Raw genomic sequence first — 16,379 nt, 5'->3', positions numbered from 1 at the left:
CTAACCTATCGTTCTTTCCAGCATCGCCAGCCAGTTGCGGTAGGCGATCTTTTCGATCAAAGCCCGGCCGAAACCGCGTGCCGCCAGCGCATCGATGAGTTTCGGCAGGCCGGCGACGTCGCCGATAACGGCCGGGATCATGGCGCCGTCGAAATCCGAGCCGAGACCGACGCCGTCCTCGCCCAGAGCCTGCAGCAGGGAATCGATATGGCGCACCATGATGTCGAGGCTGGTGTCGGCATTCATGCGGCCGTCCTCGCGCAGGAAGCCGGTGGCGAAATTCAAGCCGACCATGCCGCCGGTTTCGCGGATCGCGCCGAGTTGCCAGTCGGTGAGATTGCGCGAATGGCCGCAGATCGCATGCACGTTGGAGTGGGTGGCGACCAGCGGCGCGTCGCTAAGCGCTGCAACATCGCGAAAGCCCTTCTCGTTGAGATGCGAGAGATCGATCATGATCTTCAGTTCATTGCAGGCCTTGACCAGCGCCTTGCCGGCATCGGTCAGTCCTGGTCCGGTGTCGGGCGAGGACGGAAAGCGGAACGGTACGCCGTGGCCGAACGCATTCGGCCGGCTCCAGACGATGCCGAGCGAACGCAGGCCCGCGGCATGCAGCACATCGAGCATGGAGAGTTCGGGATCGATCGCCTCGACGCCCTCTATGTGGAACACCGCGGCAATCGTGCCTTGCGCCATGGCATTGCGCACATCGCTGGCACTGCGGCAGATCGCCAATGCGCCGGCGCGTTCCAGCCTGAACAGGATGGACGCCATCGCGATCGTCGAGTTGAGCGCATCGGCGCGCGGAACCTCGGGCGGCAGCGGCTCGCTGTCGCTCGGCGCCGAAGGCACGGCGCTACGCCGTGTCTTCTCGACCGGCGGCGGGAAGATGGCGAACATGCCACCGGCGAATCCGCCGGCCCTGGCGCGCGGCAGGTCGATATGGCCGCCCGATTTCCCTTCGATGAACAGCTTTTCGACGTCGCTATCCTTGGACTGATAGAGCCTCAGCAGCGTATCATTATGGCCGTCGAAGACGGGGACGAGGTCGGATTCGGTCATGGGGGGGTCATTCGGTTCGTTCATCGGCGCGGGAGCGATATATCATACCCACTTAGGCAGGATGTGCTACCCGGGCAAATGACAAAGCCCGTCCAACCTATCGCTTCAGCACGTCAGCCCACTCCGGATGGCGGCGAAACTGGGCGTTGGCGAACGGGCAGAGCGGGATGATCTTCTTGCCCGCCGCTCGCGCATCCTCGACCGCGCGGGTGACGAGCCGAAGCCCGGCGCCCTGGCCGCGAAAGGCGTCCGGCACTTCCGTGTGGTCTATGATCAGCTGGTGTTCGCCGATCTTGGTGAAGGTCATTTCGGCCTCGGCGCCGCCGGGGCCGCGCAGGACGTAGCGACCCTTGGAGCCGCGATCTTCAAGTTCTATCTCCGGCAGTTGATCGGGCATCTCTAGACTCCTTGGGCAACGCCGGCAAAAAGTCGCCGCGCCGCGTCGATTTCGTTTGGCCGCACCTCGTGCCCGCCTTCGTGCCACTCCACTGTGACATCGGCACCATCGGCACGCAAATAGGCTTCGAGCCGCGCCGTCAGGTTCGGCGGACAGATCGGATCGCGCTTGCCCGCCGTTACAAGAATGTGACGGCCGGCAAGGCTGCCTTTCACCTCCGGCTCGAAGGGGATCAGCGGATGCATCAACACCGTGGCATCGAACAGTGCCGGCGCGGCAAACACCACCGAGGCCAGGATGTTGGCGCCGTTGGAATAGCCGAGACCCAGCACGCCCGATGGGGCCGCCGCGTCGACATGGGCCTTGACGAATTCAGCCATCTTGCCGGTCGCCCGTGCCAGGTCGTCCATGTCGTAGACGCCCTCGCCGGTGCGGCGGAAGAAACGCGCGGCACCTTGTTCGGAAACATCGCCGCGCGGCGAGATGATGGTGGCCTGGGGCGCGAGATCGCGCCCCAGCGATACAAGCTGGCTCTCGTCACCGCCCGTGCCATGGAAGACGAAGAGAAGCGGACCACCCGGCGAACCGGGCAGCATCTTATGGATGAATGCGTCCTTGCTCATCGCCTCAGCCCTCCAGCTTCTGCAGATGCTGTTCGAGATAGGCCCGCAGGTGCTGATGCTGCGTGGGCAGCTTCAGCGCCTCGCCGAGATGAGCGGTGTCCTCATCACGGTCAAAGCCCGGCTCGTTGGTGGCCACTTCGAAGAGCACGCCTCCCGGCGTGCGGAAATAGATCGCCCAGAAATAATCGCGGTCGATCACCGGCGTCACGCCATAGCCTGTGTCCATCAGCGCCTTGCGCACTTCGAGCTGCTTGGCGCGGTTCTCGACGGCGAAGGCGACATGATGGACGGAGCCGGCGCCGAGATCGGCGAAGGAGGCGGTCGGCAGCGATTCGATGTCGACGACATCGGCGCCGTTGCCGTTCTTGACGGCGAGCCGCCTGACATTGTCTGACTTGTCGACCTCTTCGTAGCCCATGAACTTCAACAGCTCCTCGGTGGCGCCGCCATCCTTCAGCCTCAGCGAAACCGAGTGAAAGCCGCGGATCGCCTCATCCGTGGGAATGCCGCCCTTCACCCAGGGCGCTCTGCTGTCGGCCTTGTCCTCGACGAGGGCAAAGCCGTCGCCATCCGGGCCGGCAAATCCGAGCCGCTTCTCGCCAAAACTTTCCTCGCGGGCGACATTGGTTACGCCTTCATCGGTGAAGCGTTTTTCCCAATAGGCGAGCGTGCCTTCCGGCACGGAGTAGACCGTGGTGCCGACTTCGCCGACGCCAGGGCGGCCCTTGCCGATGTTGGGAAACGGAAAATAGGTCATCACCGAACCCGGCGTTCCAGCCTCGTCGCCATAATAGAGGTGATAGACGTCCGGCGCGTCGAAATTGACCGTCTTCTTGACCCGGCGCAGGCCGAGCTTGTGGGTGAAGAAATCATTGTTCTGCCGTGCATCCCTGGCCATCGACGTGACGTGATGCAGGCCCTTGATCTGGTCGAGCATGTCTTTGCTCCTTCCCTTGGTGTTTGTGCGGCCTCGCCGCTGTCCACGCCAATATGAGGATACCTTCATCCATGGCAAAGGCGGCAAACACAGAATGGACTGTGCATTAAAAGTGAACGACGAGAAGATATTTGTTCACCATTCACCTAACAGCCCTGGTCTTGCGCGGTTGATCGAAATCGGCTCCATGTTCGCATTGGAACGTGCTGGGAGGGGTAAGCGCAAGTGACTGGAAAAAGCAGGCGGCCAAATGTCCTCCTCATCACCTGCGACCAGTGGCGCGGCGATTGCCTGTCGGCTGCCGGCCATCCCCAGGTGAAGACGCCGAATGCCGATGCGCTGGCCGCCGAAGGCGTGCTGTTCAAGCGCCACTACGGTGGCGCGGCTCCGTGTTCGCCGGCGCGCGCCTGCCTCTACACAGGCCTCTACCAGATGAACAACCGCGTCTGCCGCAACGGTACGCCGCTCGATGCCCGCCACGGCAATGTTGCGCTTGCTGCGCGCAGCGTCGGCTACGATCCGACCTTGTTCGGCTACACCGACGTGTCGCTCGATCCGCGCCAGCTTGCACCGGCCGATCCACGGTTGCACAGCTATGAAGGCGTGCTGCCCGGCTTCACGGTGCGCCAATTGCTGCCCGAACATCAGAAGCAGTGGTTGTCCTGGCTGAAGCAGCAGGGCATCGATGCCAGCGCTGGAAGTCCTGACATCCATCGTCCCGTGGGCGAGGCGGACGACGCGGTGACTGAAGCACCGCCCGTCTACTCGAAGGACCAGACGCCGACGGCTTTCCTCGCCGGCGAGTTCATCCGCTGGCTGGGCGAGCAAGAGGAGGCCGCGCCATGGTTTGCGCACCTTTCCTTCATCAGCCCGCACCCGCCCTTCATCGTGCCGGAACCGTACAACACCCAATACGACCCGGCGGACGGCCCCGCTTTTCACCGCGCGGAAAGTTGGCGTGCCGAATCTCAGGGCCACCCCTACATCGCCTATGATCTCGGCCGGCAAAAACGCGAAAAATTCCGCCCCAGCGCCACAGGCAAGGTACACGACTGGAGCGAAGACGATTTCCGCCGCATCCGAGCAATCTACTACGGTATGATCTCGGAGGTCGACGCGCAGCTCGGCCGCCTATGGCAAGCGCTGAAGGCCGAAGGCGCGTGGGACAACACGATCATCGTGCTCACCTCCGACCACGCCGAAATGATGGGCGACCATTTCATGCTGGGCAAGGGCGGCTATTTCGACGGCAGCTACCACATCCCGCTGATCATCCGCGATCCACGCCATCGTAAGGCCGCCGGCAGCACCGTCGATCGCTTCACCGAAGCGGTGGACATTTTGCCGACGCTCATCGATCTGCTCGGCGTGGCTCCCGAACCGCATCTTGACGGGTGCTCGCTGAAACCCTTCCTGAGCGGTGGAACTCCCGCCGTCTGGCGCGACGCCGCGCACTGGGAGTTCGACTTTCGCTCGATCGCGGACGGCGAAGCCGAACGGCACTTCGGCATGACCTCGCGCCAGTGCAATCTCGCTGTCATCCGCACACAGAAATTCAAATACGTACATTTTGGCGGCGACCTGCCGCCCGTGCTTTTCGACATGGAGGACGACCCCAGCGAATTGAAGAACCTCGCCGGCAGTCCGGCGCACCGGTCCACCCGACTGGAATTCGCCGAAAGGCTGCTTGCCTGGCGGGCCGAACATCTCGACCAGTCGCTTGCCCTCTCGGAACTGACCGAAAATGGAGTAGCTGGATATGCCAGGTCGCAAGCGGGGCGGTAAGGGATTTCCCTACCGCCCCGTGTCCATGCCTACCGAACCATCAGACGCTGCTCGTCGCGCTTCTGGGCGTAGGTGCCCTTGTCGTAAGCCGCTTGCTTCTCGAGCTGTTCCTTGGTGAAGGTCGTATACAGGTACTTCTTGCCGTTCTTGTCGGTCATGAATTTCAAGTTATCCATGCCGACCGCGACCTCCTTCGAGCCGATCCCGAGGAACCCACCGACATCGACGATCACGGCATCGGTTTTCTTGTCGGGCGTCAGCACGACATCGCCGATCTCGCCAACCTTGGCGTCGTTGGCGCCATAGACTGTCGTGCCCTTCAGATCGTCAGCCCTGATCTCGCCAATCGGCATCTCCGTCAGCTTCGACTTGTCGATGGCTGCGGTCTGGGTCTGGTCGGGTGCCGTGGCGTCAGCCGGAGCCGCCGCCGTCTTGTCCGCCGGAGCGGCGGCGGGAGCGGTGGTGGTGGAAGGCGCCGCTGCCGGCGCGGTGGCCGCCGGCTCGTTCGATGCCGTCGTCGCCGGCGCCGGATCATAGGCCTTTCGGTTGAAGTCCGGCAACGCCTGCAACTCTTCCTTGGTGGTCTGCGCCACCAGCCAGCGGTTGCCGTTCTTCTGTGCCCACTGCGCCTTCGCGAAATCATAGGCGACGTTCTTCTCGCCCATGCCCAGGAAGCCGCCCACGCCAATAATCAGCGATTGCGCCTTGCCTTCCTTGTTCAGCACGATGTCGTTGACATCGCCGATCTTCTGGGCATCGTCGCCTGTCCCGTTGTAGACGTTTTCGCCCAGGATGTTTGTGGCCAGGTTGCCATCAGCCTGTTTCACCGGTTCTGCGTTCGCCTCCGCGGGCTTCTGGGCTGTGTCGGTCGACGTGACCGGCGCCTGGGCAGTTGTCGATGCCGCTGGGGCCGGCGCATAAGCTTTGCTGTCGAACTCCGGATGCGCCTTCAGCTCGTCCTTGGTTGTCTGCGCCACCAGCCAGCGGTCACCGTTCTTCTCGGCCCATTGCAGCTTGTCGTAGTCGAAGGCGACGTTCTTGGTTCCGACGCCAAGGAAGCCGCCGACGCCGATGACGACGGATTTCGCCATGCCGTCCTTGTCAAAGACGACGTCAGTGACCTTGCCGATATTCTCGGCATTGTCGCCGGTGCCATTATAGACCGATGCACCGATAATATTGGTGACGATGCTGCCTTCAGCGCGCGGTACCGGAGCAGTCGCGGCCGGCTGCTGAGCGGCAGGTGGATTCGCGGGGGCTGGGGTTGCAGCGCTCTGCGCGAAGGCGCCGGTCGCAACCATTGTCGCAAGGGCGGTCGTCGCTAAAAGGGTGCGGATCATGATAATCTCTCCTCGTGCCTGATTTCGTACACACCGCATCCGCTTGACCCGTCGGTCGGGAGACCAGACGCGGCGTCTCTACAGGTTCACAACGTCGTTATCATGCTGTTGTTCCGACAAAAAACCGCGGCGTTCGAGACCAAGACCCACCAAACGGATGCGCGACCGCCAGCTGACGCAACCCTGGATTCCGGCCTTGGATTCTGGCCTTGGATTGCGGCCCAACCGGAACCTTTTCCTAGCCCGCCGCGTTCAGCCTCTGGCTGGGCGCGCCCGGGCCAGGTTCTGATTGAGCGGAGCGGGGCATGAAATTTGCAGCGGTGCTGAACCGGGACGGCGGCACCTTGCGCACCACCGATCTCGCGGCCTTTTCCGACCGGATGCTTCAGACGCTGGAATCGGCGGGCCACTCTCTCAGCATCGACATCGTTGCCGGCAAGGACGTCGTGGAATCCCTCGACAACGCCGTGTCGCGCCGCTCCGTCGATGTCGTGCTCGCCGGCGGCGGCGATGGCACCATCTCAGCCGCGGCTGCAAGGCTGATGGGCAAGAAAAAGGCGCTCGCCATATTGCCGGCCGGCACGATGAACCTGTTTGCGCGGGGTCTCGGCATTCCGCAGTCGCTCGATGCCGCGTTGGACGCCTTCGCCGACGGCGAAATCATCGCCGTCGACATGGCCACGGCCAACGGCCAGCCGTTCGTCCATCAGTTATCGATCGGCATGCATGCCAAGTTGGTGCAGCTGCGCCAGGGGATGGAATTCGGGTCGCGCCTGGGCAAGATCGGTGCTTCGGCCAAGGCGGCTTGGGCGACGATCAAGAACCCGCCAGCAATGAACGTTACGCTTGGCATCGGCGAAGCGGAGATGACTGCCCGCATATCCGGTCTCGGCGTGACCAACAACCTGTTCGGCGAAGGTCACCTCCCCTATGCCGACAACCCAGCCGGCGGCGTGCTTGGCATTTACGTCACGGTAGCGCGGCAGCGCGCCGAACTGGTGAAGTTTTTGTTCAACGTGGTGCGCGGCAGGTGGCGTGACAACGAACATGTCGAAATCCATCAGGCCGATCGGGCGACCGTGAAAATCCTTTCCGGCGGCAGGAAGTTCCGCGCCGTGATGGACGGCGAACTGGTCAGGCTCGATCGTGAGACGACGATCGAAATCAAGCCAGGAGCGCTCAATGTGCTGGTGCCTGCCAGCGTCGCCGAGGCAAAGGCTGCCTGATGCGGAGTGAAGCCCCGGAAGCGCTTACTTCAGCCTGAGGGCGCCGGGCCGGTGCTGGGTGGCGTGGGGACATGTTGCTCGTCGCTGTTCGGTGCCTTGATCAACTCGCCGTAAATCTCAGCGACGCCCCAGGCGATGAGCGCCAGGAGCAGCCCGGCGATCAGGATTTGGAACCCATGCCAACCCCATCGCCCCTGACGCGCCTTGTTTTCAGAAATGTTCTTGGTCATGGCGGGTCCTCGTTTGGTTTCGCGTCGGCTGGCGCGATCGGCAAATCACGCTCGGGTAACGGTCCCTCGCAAGGATGGTTCCGGCTGCAGGCCGCCAAGGACATCAAGGCAAAGCCGTGGGAACTTGGTTTGGATAGCAGGTGAAACAGTGTCTGGTCTGCCGGCCGAGGTTGCGCGCGCGGCGCTCGAGGATCTGTCGAAGTGATATGCGGCAGGCCGCCGCCGCGGCTACCCCTCGCCCGCATCCGGACGGTCGGTGTCGGACTTCACGTTCTCGCGGTAGATGGCATAGGCCGCGAGTGCCACTGCCGGACCGAGAATAACTCCGAGCCCACCTTTTCCCTTGAGCAATGTCGGCAGCACGGCAAGCGCTGCCGTAATGCCGATCCCCTTCATGTCGGCCTTGCGCCGCCTGGCCTCGCGACGGACCCGGGCACCCGACATCAGCCGGTGGATCAGAAGAACAAGGCCCGCGATCACCAGGAAGCCGGCACCGAAACCAACCGCGGCAGCCAGCGATCCATACCGCATCGACGTCCAGATATACGCCGCCCCGACCAGGAAGCCGAGGCCGCAGAATGCCGCCAGCGCGGCAAGCGCATAGACAATGGCTGCGGTGCGCGCGCGCCGCACTGCAGCCATTGTTTCACCCGAGGCGAAACCCGAGAGCAGGGAAACCAGCAGCCCCATCTTGGTGGAACTAGCGACGCGCGAGCAGCGCGAACAGGAAGCCGACGCCAGCGGCGATTGCCAGCGACGTCACCGGCTTTTCGCGTACGCTTGCCACCATCTGCGCCTCGATATCCCTGGCGTTGCCGCGCAAGCTGTCGAAGGCGGCCTCGCCTTGGGCACGCAACTGCTCGACACCATCGGCCGCCGCTCGGCGCGCTGTGCCGTAGCCGTGTTCACCGGTCTTGGCCAGCTGCCTGGTGAGCTTGTCGATATCGGCCTTCAACTGCCTGATGTCGGCTTCGAGATCCTGATTCGCCCGTGCTTCGTTGGCGGTCTTCCCTGCGGCGGTTGCCATTGCTTAACTCCTTGTGATTGCTCGATTTCAAACGCGCCGTGCGTCTCAAGGTTCCGATGCCGGGACAAACTACCCGAAAACCCGGTCACGCGCACCCGATCCGCCTCTGGCAAGAGGCGCTACGTCAGATCAGCGGCCGGCGGCCTTCGCCTAGCCCTTCCCAGCCGGCGAGCTGCTTCAAGCCTTCATTGTCGACGACCCCGCAACCGCCGTCGCGCCAGACGATCAGCTGGCGGTCCATCAGCTTGCGGATCGTCTTGTTGGTGTGAACCAGAGACAGTCCAAGCGTATCGGCGATGTGTTGCTGCGTGATCGGTATCTGGATGGACTGCTTGCCGTTCAGTCCGACAACCTTGGCGCGGCTGGCGATGAAGGCGATGAGATAGGCGGCGCGCTCGATCGCGCTGCGGCGGCCGACACTGAGCAGGTTCTCGTCCAGCATCCGCTCTTCGCGCGACGCGATCCAGGTGATGTCGTAGGCGAGACCCGGATGGCTGCGGTAGAGTTCATGCAGATTGTCGCGTTCGAACACACAAAGCAGCATTGGCGACAGGGCCTCCACGGAATGCTGCATTTCCCCCATGACGCTGCCTTGCAAGCCGATGAGATCGCCGGGCATGAGGTAATTGAGGATCTGTCGTCGGCCGTCCTGCAGCAGCTTATAGCGGAATGCCCAACCGGACAGCACGGTGTAGAGGTGCGCGCTGTGGCTTCCTTCCACGAGGACCGTGGCACCCTTGTCGACCGCGAGTTCTCCCTTCTTGAACTTGCCGATGAAGGCCAGCTCCGATTTCTCGAACTCCCTGAATACCGGCAGGGGCCGCAACGGGCATTGCTCGCAAGGATATTGCCGGCTTGAAAAAGCGCGCCCGATCTGGCTCGGCATTTAGACACCCCCCCTTGCAAAGGCCTTCCGTCGGCAGGTCCGTTTTTACGCTTGCCGAGATCGGCCGGCGCATGTCTTTTTTAAATGACAAGACACCAAATTGCGATCATGACTCCCGGCGTTTCAAGGAGCAATTGCCTGTGCCTCAATTACTTGACGGATTGCGCATTCTTGTCTTGGAGGATGAATTCCTCATAGCCATGGATGTCGAGCAACTCTGCCGTGACCACGGTGCGGAGGAGGTGGTGGTTGCCCGCGACCTGGCCGAGATTGATGGCCGAAGGATCGCGATGCGTTTCGACGCAGCCATTGTCGATTTGATGCTGGGTGGCGCCTCAACACTCGAATTCGCCGCGGGCCTGCGGGAGACCGGCGTTCCGTTCGTGTTTGCGTCCGGTTATTCCGATGCGGACGAGATCAAGGCATCCTTCCCCGGGGTGAGGCTGGTCACCAAGCCCTATTCAGGCGAGGACCTCGTCGAAGCCGTGGCGCTGGCCTGCGGTCGCGGCTCCGCGGCCTGATGCCGGCGCGACTACATTCGAATTGCGTTATCCGGCCCGCATTTCAATGTGCCGCCGTCCCCGTGACCTGGGCCGAAATGGCATCGGGACCATACTCGTCTTCGCCTGAGATTTTCAGGATTTCCTGCAGGCGTGTGCGGGCCCTGCTGACGCGGCTCTTGATCGTTCCGACCGCGCAACCGCAGATTTCGGCGGCCTCCTCATAGGAGAAGCCCGATGCCCCGATCAGGATGATGGCTTCGCGCTGGTCCTCCGGCAGCTGCTCAAGAGCGCCGCGAAAATCCTTGAGGTCGAGCTGGCCGTGCTGGGCCGGATGCACCGCAAGCCGGGCCGTCATGATGCCGTCGCTGTCCTGCACCTCGCGGCCGCGTTTGCGCATCTGCGAATAGAACTCGTTGCGCAGGATCGTGAAAAGCCATGCCTTGAGATTGGTGCCGGGCTGAAAGCTCTCATGCTTGTCCCAGGCCTTGACCAGCGTTTCCTGAACGAGGTCGTCGGCCTTGTCCGCATTCTGCGTCAGCGACACGGCAAAAGCCCGCAAGCTCGGGATTGCCCCAAGCAGATCGGTCTTGAAGCCTTGGGAGACCGCTGCCATGCCTCAGTCCTTCTTCTGCGCGGGTTCGGCCTTTTCCAGTTGGCTGAGCAACTGGGCGAAGCGATCCGGCACATTGTCGGAGACCAGCTCGTCATAATATTGTTTGAGTTTGCGTCCGATTTCGGAGTTCGGCCCCAGAGGGTCGCCGACGCCGTTCCGGCGCCCGCCCGCGGCGCCAGCCAGAATATCTTTTGTCATATCCTTCATTTCGCCCTTATATTCCCAGAACTCAAGCCGCTCAACGCAACACAAGGCAAGCGACACCCTCGTCTGGTTGCCCATCCCGACGTTCAAAACGCCACTGCGCCCGATTCGTTCCATATCGGCGGAACTTTTTCGGAAAAGCGGCGTTGTTCTCACGGGGCTTGCGATCAGCATGGCCTGCAATCCGTCCAACCGCGTCATCTGAGGGAGACGTCCATTATGAGCTTGTCCGCCACCATCGCTCCGCATCTGCCGTTCCTGCGGCGCTTCTCGCGTGCCGTCTCGGGATCGCAGGAGAGCGGCGACGCGCTGGTCGCCGCAATGCTTGAGGCGATCATTGCCGATGTCGACATCTTCCCGGAGGCGTCGAGTGACCGGATCGCCTTGTACAAGGTTTTCGCCAAGCTCTTCACCTCCGTTGCCATCCGCGTTCCGCAAGAGCAGACACAGTCGGCTTGGGAGCAGCGCGCTGCAGCAAATCTCAATGCGATCGCCCCGCTTCCCCGCCAGGCCTTCCTGCTGGTTGCCGTCGAAGGTTTCAGCGAGGACGAGGCGGCCGAAATCCTCGATGTCGGCGACCAGCAGTTCTCTGAGCTGCTCGCCCAGGCAAGCAACGAGATTTCCCGTCAGGTGGCGACCGACGTGCTGATCATCGAGGATGAACCGCTGATCGCCATGGACATAGAGGAGATGGTCGAGAGCCTCGGTCATCGGGTCGTGGGAACGGCGCGCACCCATGCCGAAGCGGTGACTATGTTCGGCAAGACCCGACCGAGGATGGTGCTGGCCGACATCCAGCTCGCCGACGGCAGCTCCGGCATCGAGGCGGTGAACGAAATCCTCTCGTCGACATCGGTGCCGGTCATATTTATCACCGCCTTTCCCGAGCGTCTCCTGACCGGAGAGCGGCCCGAACCCGCCTTCCTGGTGACCAAGCCGTTCAATCCCGACATGGTGAAGGCGCTGATCAGCCAGGCGCTGTTCTTCGATCGGCAGGCCAAGGCTGCCGCATAGATCGCGGTCTCCGGAAGCCGGACAAGGCCATCAGGCCGCCGGATGCGACGCATCCGGCGGCCTTTTTGACAAGCCGGATCGGCCACCGGCGAATTTCCAGCCCCACGCCGCCCGGAACGATTTGCAAGCACCGTCTTTTTCGGCGAATGGTGGGAACAAACCGCATCTACCCACGTTTTTATCGCGTCATTCGAAGGAGATGAACCATGCTTTACTGGGCGCTCGTATTTCTCGTCGTGGCGATTATTGCCGGCGCGCTTGGTTTCGGCGGCATCGCCGGCACATCCGCCGGTATCGCACAGATATTGTTCTTCATCTTCCTCGCTTTCCTGGTCATTTCGCTTCTGGCCGGCCTGTTCAGGCGGGCGTGAGCCTGGCGGCTTATCAGGCGAACACTGGAAGCCGCACCCCTCAAACGGTTTCCAGCCACCGCCGGGCGGCGTCCTTCAATGGACACCGTCCGGCGGACCGCTTTAGAGGGAACCCATTCGGCAGTGAGCCGTTCAGCCTGAGTTGGGTGGACAGATTGACCGATGCGCTCCAGGACTCCAGATAGAACGGAAGGCGCGCGGACCGATGAAGTCATCGCCATGCATCCCGCAGAAAGCGGCATGCAGCTTGGGCGCGCTCTTCTCCACGCACTGCACAATGCCGGCATTTCCGTCCTTTATCAGGATCGCGAGATGAAGACCGTATGGGCTCGCAACATGCGCGCGCCCTGGGTCTCCGATGATACCGACGGGAAAGATATCCTGCCGATGGCGCAGGCCGACCGCATCAACGCCGCCAAGCGCGATGTGGTTGCGACCGGCGATGCTCAGCGTCTTGAAATCAGTGTTCCGGTCGAGAATGGCGTTCGCTGGTTTCAGATCTGGGTCGATGCCGACCGAAGCGACGACGGCAATGTGCAAGGCGTCGTCACCACCATGGTCGAGACGACCGAGCAGAAGCGGCGCGAACAGACATTGACGACACTGCTGCGCGAAGTCAGCCACCGCTCGAAGAACCTGCTGGCCATCATCCAGAGCATCGCGACCCAGACCGGTCGCTATTCAAACAGCATCGGCGACTTCCTGATGCGCTTCCGCGGCCGGCTGCAGTCGCTGGCCTCCTCCCAGGATCTGGTGACATCCTCCAACTGGCGAGGGGCGGCCCTTCATGACCTCGTGGCCAGCCAACTCGGCCGCTACGGGGCGAACCCGTCGCACAGCCTTCGTTTCCGTGGCGCCAATCCCTACCTCAATCCCAACGCCGCGCTGCATATTGGCCTGGCGATGCACGAACTCGCCGTCAACTCCGTCAGCTACGGCGCCCTGTCCCGACCGGACGGTTTCGTCGAGGTCACCGCCGACCTCAACGCCGCCGCCACGGGGGAGGTCGCCCTGTCTTTGACGTGGACCGAAACGATAGGGACCAACGACGACGGGAGCGGTCAGAAGCGATTCGGCAGCGTCGCGTTGGAGCGGGTGGTGCCTGCGTCTCTGAACGGAACCGCGAACCTCGATATCGGCGACGGCCACCTTAAATACCGCCTTGTCGTTCCGCAGAGCAATTTCGAGACGCAGTGACAGCCAGGCAAGCAGCGATACTTAACCGGCTGTTCACCATAAGGGCGGATGCTGTTTTTCCCAGATACCGCCGGAACCTGCCCCGACTTGGAACATTGTTGGCGGGCTTGCAGCGCGGTACGGGAGGAATGTCTTGACGATCGCCGACATGAACAGATTGGAGCAAGCCGCCCGTATCTCGATGGGCGAATTTCTGGAATCCGAATCCTTCGTAAAAACGCCCCCGGAAGCAGGTAAGCGCTTGATGAAGGGGATCGTTCTTGCCTTGGCCGCGATAATGTTGCTCGCGCTTCTCTGGCAGCTGACCTGACTTAGGTCCTGCTCTCCTCAACAGTGCGTGTCTGTTGAAGTCGCCGGTCGGTCAACGCCGCCTCGCCTCCGACCGTGAGGAGCCGCGCTTTCTCCGAGCTATTCGCGTAATCTCGTTGGGATGACAGGAACTTTTCGACGATCTGGTCCGTTATTGCGGCCAGAGGACACCTGTCATGGAACACATAGCCGCGTTGTTGCTGGTGATCGGCTGCTCGAACACGATGGCCGAATGTCGGGAATTGCACGTGCCCGTCAGTGTTTTTGAGACTGCTGATGAATGCACCGCTGAGCGCCCCTTCGCGATGGGCGATGTGCAGGGCCAAGCGCAGCATGTCGTAGCCAAATGCCTCGCGGTCGATCCTGCGTTGGAGGACGACTACGATCAAATTGTCTGGAAGGTGCGGCCAGACGGTAGCCTTGACGCTTCGTTGGCGATTTCCAACCTCGTCATGGCATCGAACACGATCCGCCCAGAAAAAGACCCCCTTAGCCAACAATAAATTGGAGCAGCAAAGGCCGTCGTTTCGTGCTAAATGGCGGTTGGAGCTTACTAAAGTGTGGACACAAGTGAGGAGCGACTCTATGCGGAAAATACTTATTGCCATGGTTGCGGTGGTTGCTGTCAGCGGCTGCACCACGACCGAGCAGGACGTCGTCGGCGGCGGTTTGATCGGCGCGGGTGTCGGCGGCCTGGTCGGCGGCGGCAAGGGTGCGCTGATCGGCGCGGCTGTGGGCGCCGGGTCTGGTTTGTTGTACCGTAACGTGCAAACTGGCCGCTGCAAGTATCGCCACGCTGACGGTACGATCCACTGGGCCCGCTGCAACTGATCCGATAATCTGGGGGAAGCGGGACCGCAACCGGCTCCGCTTCCCCTTGCTTTAGAGTTCAGGTCGCCGGTTCGCCTGCCGCCATGCTTGGCGTCGTCTCAGAACGGCTTCCTGTCCTTCAAGCAGTCAACGGTATCTTGATTTCCACCTTCAGGCCGTCAGCCTGGAAATCGCGCTTGATCGTGCCGCGCAATTCGCGCGTGACGTTGAGGTCGATCAGCTTGGTGCCGAATCCGGTCTCGGCCGGCGCCTCGACTTTCTTCTTTCCGGCCTCCCGCCAGTTCAGCGTCAACGTCCTCTCCCGCCCGCGCCCTTCCAGCGACCAGTCCACCTTGAGCGCCCAGTCACTCCTCAGCGAATTGGCGGAATTGCCGGCTTCACCATATTTCAGCGCATTGGTGGCGAGTTCATGAAAGGTCAGGCCAAGCGCCTGCGTCGTGGTTTCGTCAAGCAGCACCTCCGGGCCTGACAGCAGCCCCTCCGGCAGCTCCTTGCCGAACACCTGGCCGAGTTCGATGCGCAACAGATCGGCAAGATCGGCTTTCTGCCAGCGTGAGCGCGTCAACATGTCCTGCGAAGCGGCCATCGCCTGCAGCCTGGCCGAGAAGGAAGCGGAGAACTCATGAACGTCGGTTGCCCGTGATGCCGTCTGCCGCGCGATCGCCAGCACCCTGGTGATCGAATTCTTGATGCGATGCTTCATCTCCTGCAGCATCAGGTCCTTCTCGAGCAGGCTCTTTTCCGTTGTCTCGTGCAAGGCCGACACCGCGTCATAGGCCCGCTCCTGATAACGCGCCACCAACGCGATGGTGCCGGCCAGGAGCAGGCCGAACAGCCCCAGCATCACGGGGATGGCGCGCGAAGACGGCTGAGAGAAGGCACTCGTCGGCCTGAACAGCACGGTCCAAGGGCGCCCCGCCACGGTCATCTTGCGGGTGACCAGCAGAGGGTTTCCCAAGGATGAAGCCGGTGGCGTCTCCGAGCGGAACAGCAGATTGTCGCTGTTCACCGCTCCGTCATAGATCTCTGTGTTGACCGGCAGCAGCGGCGCACGGCTGAGCGCGATCTGGAACAGGTCCCGGGCTCGGAAGGCCGCATAGAGAAAGCCGGCGGTCGAGGATCGCGACGCGTTGATGACCTCCGGCGCCGTTTCGACATTGAGCCGCACGAAGACCAGGAAGCCGGTGAAGGTCTGCGCGGCGCCCGTGCCCTGGCCGAGCTGCACCAGCCCGCTTGCATGCTGCTGGTCGTCGGCCATCGCCTTTTCGATTGCCGCGCGCCGCACCGGCTCGCTGAACATGTCGTAGCCGATGCTTGCCTGGTTGGACGGATCCAGCGGCTCAAAAAGCGCTATCGGCGTGCGCCAGGGCTGGGTCGTGTCCGGATAGACCGGATGACTGGCGCCGAAATCGTGGAGGATGTCGCGCTCGACCGCAGCTTCGTCGCCCGTCTTGACGAGTCGCAGGAAGCCGATGCCGCGCAGGCCGGCGAAATTGCTATCGACATCCAGCGCCTTGAAGAAGGCCTTGAACTCGTTCTGGGAAATATCGCCGTTGCGCGCGTCGAACAGGGCCTGCGTCGAGCGCAGCAGTGACAGATGCAGGTCGATGCGGCTCTCGATCCGGTTGAGGGCGTCATCGGCCGCCCCTTCGAACTTGATGCGGGCGGCTTCCTGGGTCGCGAAATAAGCGAATCCCGCCATGGTCATGCTGATCAATGCAACGGCAATGAACGCGACGATTGGAAAAAGCTTCTTCAACGGATGATGCGGTCCATGAGCAAAACAGGACCTTTATGGGCAAGTCGCCGGACCAACACAATGGTCAG

General features: G+C 62.2%; 21 protein-coding genes. 9 read left to right on the top strand and 12 right to left on the bottom strand.

The window, feature by feature from the left end; translation table 11 throughout:
- The 4 genes from C7I87_RS28430 to C7I87_RS28415 form a co-directional block, all read right to left on the bottom strand.
- Positions 1 to 1,059 (bottom strand): dipeptidase, encoded by a 1,059-nt coding sequence (locus tag C7I87_RS28430; RefSeq protein ID WP_149907339.1) that lies wholly within the window; start codon positions 1,057 to 1,059, stop codon positions 1 to 3.
- 97 nt (positions 1,060 to 1,156) lie between these two features.
- Positions 1,157 to 1,456, bottom strand: coding sequence for a GNAT family N-acetyltransferase (locus tag C7I87_RS28425; RefSeq protein WP_149907338.1), 300 nt, complete (start codon positions 1,454 to 1,456; stop codon positions 1,157 to 1,159).
- A 2-nt stretch (positions 1,457 to 1,458) separates the two neighbouring features.
- Positions 1,459 to 2,079: an alpha/beta hydrolase gene (locus tag C7I87_RS28420; protein WP_149907337.1), complete on the bottom strand. Its 621-nt coding sequence runs from the start codon at positions 2,077 to 2,079 to the stop codon at positions 1,459 to 1,461.
- A 4-nt stretch (positions 2,080 to 2,083) separates the two neighbouring features.
- Complete coding sequence (locus tag C7I87_RS28415) at positions 2,084 to 3,016, bottom strand: VOC family protein (protein ID WP_149907336.1); 933 nt, start codon at positions 3,014 to 3,016, stop codon at positions 2,084 to 2,086.
- 225 nt (positions 3,017 to 3,241) lie between these two features.
- On the opposite strand from C7I87_RS28415, the gene C7I87_RS28410 reads away from it, so the two are divergent.
- Positions 3,242 to 4,801: an alkaline phosphatase family protein gene (locus tag C7I87_RS28410; protein WP_149907335.1), complete on the top strand. Its 1,560-nt coding sequence runs from the start codon at positions 3,242 to 3,244 to the stop codon at positions 4,799 to 4,801.
- Positions 4,802 to 4,830: 29 nt separating this feature from the next.
- Here the strand turns inward: C7I87_RS28410 and C7I87_RS28405 are convergent, their stop codons facing one another.
- Positions 4,831 to 6,141: a PRC-barrel domain-containing protein gene (locus C7I87_RS28405; RefSeq protein WP_149907334.1), complete on the bottom strand. Its 1,311-nt coding sequence runs from the start codon at positions 6,139 to 6,141 to the stop codon at positions 4,831 to 4,833.
- Positions 6,142 to 6,446: 305 nt separating this feature from the next.
- Between C7I87_RS28405 and C7I87_RS28400 the strand changes: the two genes are divergently transcribed.
- Complete coding sequence (locus C7I87_RS28400; RefSeq protein WP_149907333.1) at positions 6,447 to 7,367, top strand: diacylglycerol/lipid kinase family protein; 921 nt, start codon at positions 6,447 to 6,449, stop codon at positions 7,365 to 7,367.
- A gap of 29 nt (positions 7,368 to 7,396) precedes the next feature.
- Here the strand turns inward: C7I87_RS28400 and C7I87_RS28395 are convergent, their stop codons facing one another.
- The 4 genes from C7I87_RS28395 to C7I87_RS28380 form a co-directional block, all read right to left on the bottom strand.
- A complete protein-coding gene (locus C7I87_RS28395) occupies positions 7,397 to 7,597 on the bottom strand; it encodes a hypothetical protein (RefSeq protein ID WP_149907332.1) in 201 nt (66 codons plus the stop codon).
- A gap of 228 nt (positions 7,598 to 7,825) precedes the next feature.
- The gene (locus C7I87_RS28390; RefSeq protein WP_149907331.1) at positions 7,826 to 8,287 is read right to left on the bottom strand and encodes a hypothetical protein; all 462 of its coding nucleotides are present in this window, start codon (positions 8,285 to 8,287) and stop codon (positions 7,826 to 7,828) included.
- A gap of 10 nt (positions 8,288 to 8,297) precedes the next feature.
- Complete coding sequence (locus C7I87_RS28385; RefSeq protein ID WP_149907330.1) at positions 8,298 to 8,624, bottom strand: ElaB/YgaM/YqjD family protein; 327 nt, start codon at positions 8,622 to 8,624, stop codon at positions 8,298 to 8,300.
- Positions 8,625 to 8,748: 124 nt separating this feature from the next.
- The gene (locus C7I87_RS28380) at positions 8,749 to 9,510 is read right to left on the bottom strand and encodes a Crp/Fnr family transcriptional regulator (RefSeq protein ID WP_149907329.1); all 762 of its coding nucleotides are present in this window, start codon (positions 9,508 to 9,510) and stop codon (positions 8,749 to 8,751) included.
- A gap of 71 nt (positions 9,511 to 9,581) precedes the next feature.
- Here C7I87_RS28380 and C7I87_RS28375 point away from each other — a divergent pair, with 71 nt between their 5' ends.
- Complete coding sequence (locus C7I87_RS28375; RefSeq protein ID WP_149907390.1) at positions 9,582 to 10,031, top strand: response regulator; 450 nt, start codon at positions 9,582 to 9,584, stop codon at positions 10,029 to 10,031.
- 43 nt (positions 10,032 to 10,074) lie between these two features.
- On the opposite strand, the gene C7I87_RS28370 is transcribed toward C7I87_RS28375, so the two are convergent.
- Both C7I87_RS28370 and C7I87_RS28365 read right to left on the bottom strand, forming a co-directional pair.
- Positions 10,075 to 10,626, bottom strand: coding sequence for an RNA polymerase sigma factor (locus tag C7I87_RS28370; RefSeq protein WP_010911883.1), 552 nt, complete (start codon positions 10,624 to 10,626; stop codon positions 10,075 to 10,077).
- A 3-nt stretch (positions 10,627 to 10,629) separates the two neighbouring features.
- Positions 10,630 to 10,833: a NepR family anti-sigma factor gene (locus tag C7I87_RS28365; protein ID WP_149907389.1), complete on the bottom strand. Its 204-nt coding sequence runs from the start codon at positions 10,831 to 10,833 to the stop codon at positions 10,630 to 10,632.
- Between the two features lie 216 nt (positions 10,834 to 11,049).
- Between C7I87_RS28365 and C7I87_RS28360 the strand changes: the two genes are divergently transcribed.
- The 6 genes from C7I87_RS28360 to C7I87_RS28340 all read left to right on the top strand — a co-directional run bounded on the left by C7I87_RS28360 (position 11,050) and on the right by C7I87_RS28340 (position 14,552).
- Positions 11,050 to 11,844, top strand: a complete 795-nt coding sequence (locus C7I87_RS28360) for a response regulator (RefSeq protein ID WP_149907328.1) — start codon at positions 11,050 to 11,052, stop codon at positions 11,842 to 11,844.
- A gap of 206 nt (positions 11,845 to 12,050) precedes the next feature.
- Positions 12,051 to 12,215, top strand: coding sequence for a DUF1328 domain-containing protein (locus C7I87_RS28355; RefSeq protein WP_010911886.1), 165 nt, complete (start codon positions 12,051 to 12,053; stop codon positions 12,213 to 12,215).
- A 162-nt stretch (positions 12,216 to 12,377) separates the two neighbouring features.
- On the top strand, positions 12,378 to 13,412 hold the full coding sequence (locus C7I87_RS28350) for a sensor histidine kinase (RefSeq protein ID WP_149907327.1): 1,035 nt from the start codon (positions 12,378 to 12,380) through the stop codon (positions 13,410 to 13,412).
- Between the two features lie 133 nt (positions 13,413 to 13,545).
- Complete coding sequence (locus tag C7I87_RS35405) at positions 13,546 to 13,722, top strand: hypothetical protein (protein ID WP_188394037.1); 177 nt, start codon at positions 13,546 to 13,548, stop codon at positions 13,720 to 13,722.
- A 175-nt stretch (positions 13,723 to 13,897) separates the two neighbouring features.
- Positions 13,898 to 14,224, top strand: coding sequence for a hypothetical protein (locus C7I87_RS28345; RefSeq protein ID WP_149907326.1), 327 nt, complete (start codon positions 13,898 to 13,900; stop codon positions 14,222 to 14,224).
- A gap of 82 nt (positions 14,225 to 14,306) precedes the next feature.
- On the top strand, positions 14,307 to 14,552 hold the full coding sequence (locus C7I87_RS28340) for a YMGG-like glycine zipper-containing protein (protein ID WP_149907325.1): 246 nt from the start codon (positions 14,307 to 14,309) through the stop codon (positions 14,550 to 14,552).
- 118 nt (positions 14,553 to 14,670) lie between these two features.
- Here the strand turns inward: C7I87_RS28340 and C7I87_RS28335 are convergent, their stop codons facing one another.
- Complete coding sequence (locus C7I87_RS28335; protein ID WP_149907324.1) at positions 14,671 to 16,311, bottom strand: CHASE domain-containing protein; 1,641 nt, start codon at positions 16,309 to 16,311, stop codon at positions 14,671 to 14,673.
- Positions 16,312 to 16,379 lie beyond the last annotated feature (68 nt).

This window comes from Mesorhizobium sp. SARCC-RB16n, from assembly GCF_008520305.1.
In the GTDB taxonomy this organism is placed as follows: domain Bacteria; phylum Pseudomonadota; class Alphaproteobacteria; order Rhizobiales; family Rhizobiaceae; genus Mesorhizobium.
This window is presented reverse-complemented; position numbering and strand designations above follow the sequence as displayed.

Coding starts and splice junctions, on each gene's coding strand:
- C7I87_RS28385 (WP_149907330.1), bottom strand. CDS start 8,624: ATGGCAACCGCCGCAGGGAAGACCGCCAACGAAGCACGGGCGAATCAG.
- C7I87_RS28395 (WP_149907332.1), bottom strand. CDS start 7,597: ATGACCAAGAACATTTCTGAAAACAAGGCGCGTCAGGGGCGATGGGGT.
- C7I87_RS28355 (WP_010911886.1), top strand. CDS start 12,051: ATGCTTTACTGGGCGCTCGTATTTCTCGTCGTGGCGATTATTGCCGGC.
- C7I87_RS28375 (WP_149907390.1), top strand. CDS start 9,582: ATGTCTTTTTTAAATGACAAGACACCAAATTGCGATCATGACTCCCGG.
- C7I87_RS28340 (WP_149907325.1), top strand. CDS start 14,307: ATGCGGAAAATACTTATTGCCATGGTTGCGGTGGTTGCTGTCAGCGGC.
- C7I87_RS28430 (WP_149907339.1), bottom strand. CDS start 1,059: ATGACCGAATCCGACCTCGTCCCCGTCTTCGACGGCCATAATGATACG.
- C7I87_RS28390 (WP_149907331.1), bottom strand. CDS start 8,287: ATGGGGCTGCTGGTTTCCCTGCTCTCGGGTTTCGCCTCGGGTGAAACA.
- C7I87_RS28350 (WP_149907327.1), top strand. CDS start 12,378: ATGCGCTCCAGGACTCCAGATAGAACGGAAGGCGCGCGGACCGATGAA.
- C7I87_RS28415 (WP_149907336.1), bottom strand. CDS start 3,016: ATGCTCGACCAGATCAAGGGCCTGCATCACGTCACGTCGATGGCCAGG.
- C7I87_RS28365 (WP_149907389.1), bottom strand. CDS start 10,833: ATGAAGGATATGACAAAAGATATTCTGGCTGGCGCCGCGGGCGGGCGC.
- C7I87_RS28380 (WP_149907329.1), bottom strand. CDS start 9,510: ATGCCGAGCCAGATCGGGCGCGCTTTTTCAAGCCGGCAATATCCTTGC.
- C7I87_RS28360 (WP_149907328.1), top strand. CDS start 11,050: ATGAGCTTGTCCGCCACCATCGCTCCGCATCTGCCGTTCCTGCGGCGC.
- C7I87_RS28420 (WP_149907337.1), bottom strand. CDS start 2,079: ATGAGCAAGGACGCATTCATCCATAAGATGCTGCCCGGTTCGCCGGGT.
- C7I87_RS28370 (WP_010911883.1), bottom strand. CDS start 10,626: ATGGCAGCGGTCTCCCAAGGCTTCAAGACCGATCTGCTTGGGGCAATC.
- C7I87_RS28345 (WP_149907326.1), top strand. CDS start 13,898: ATGGAACACATAGCCGCGTTGTTGCTGGTGATCGGCTGCTCGAACACG.
- C7I87_RS28425 (WP_149907338.1), bottom strand. CDS start 1,456: ATGCCCGATCAACTGCCGGAGATAGAACTTGAAGATCGCGGCTCCAAG.
- C7I87_RS28400 (WP_149907333.1), top strand. CDS start 6,447: ATGAAATTTGCAGCGGTGCTGAACCGGGACGGCGGCACCTTGCGCACC.
- C7I87_RS28405 (WP_149907334.1), bottom strand. CDS start 6,141: ATGATCCGCACCCTTTTAGCGACGACCGCCCTTGCGACAATGGTTGCG.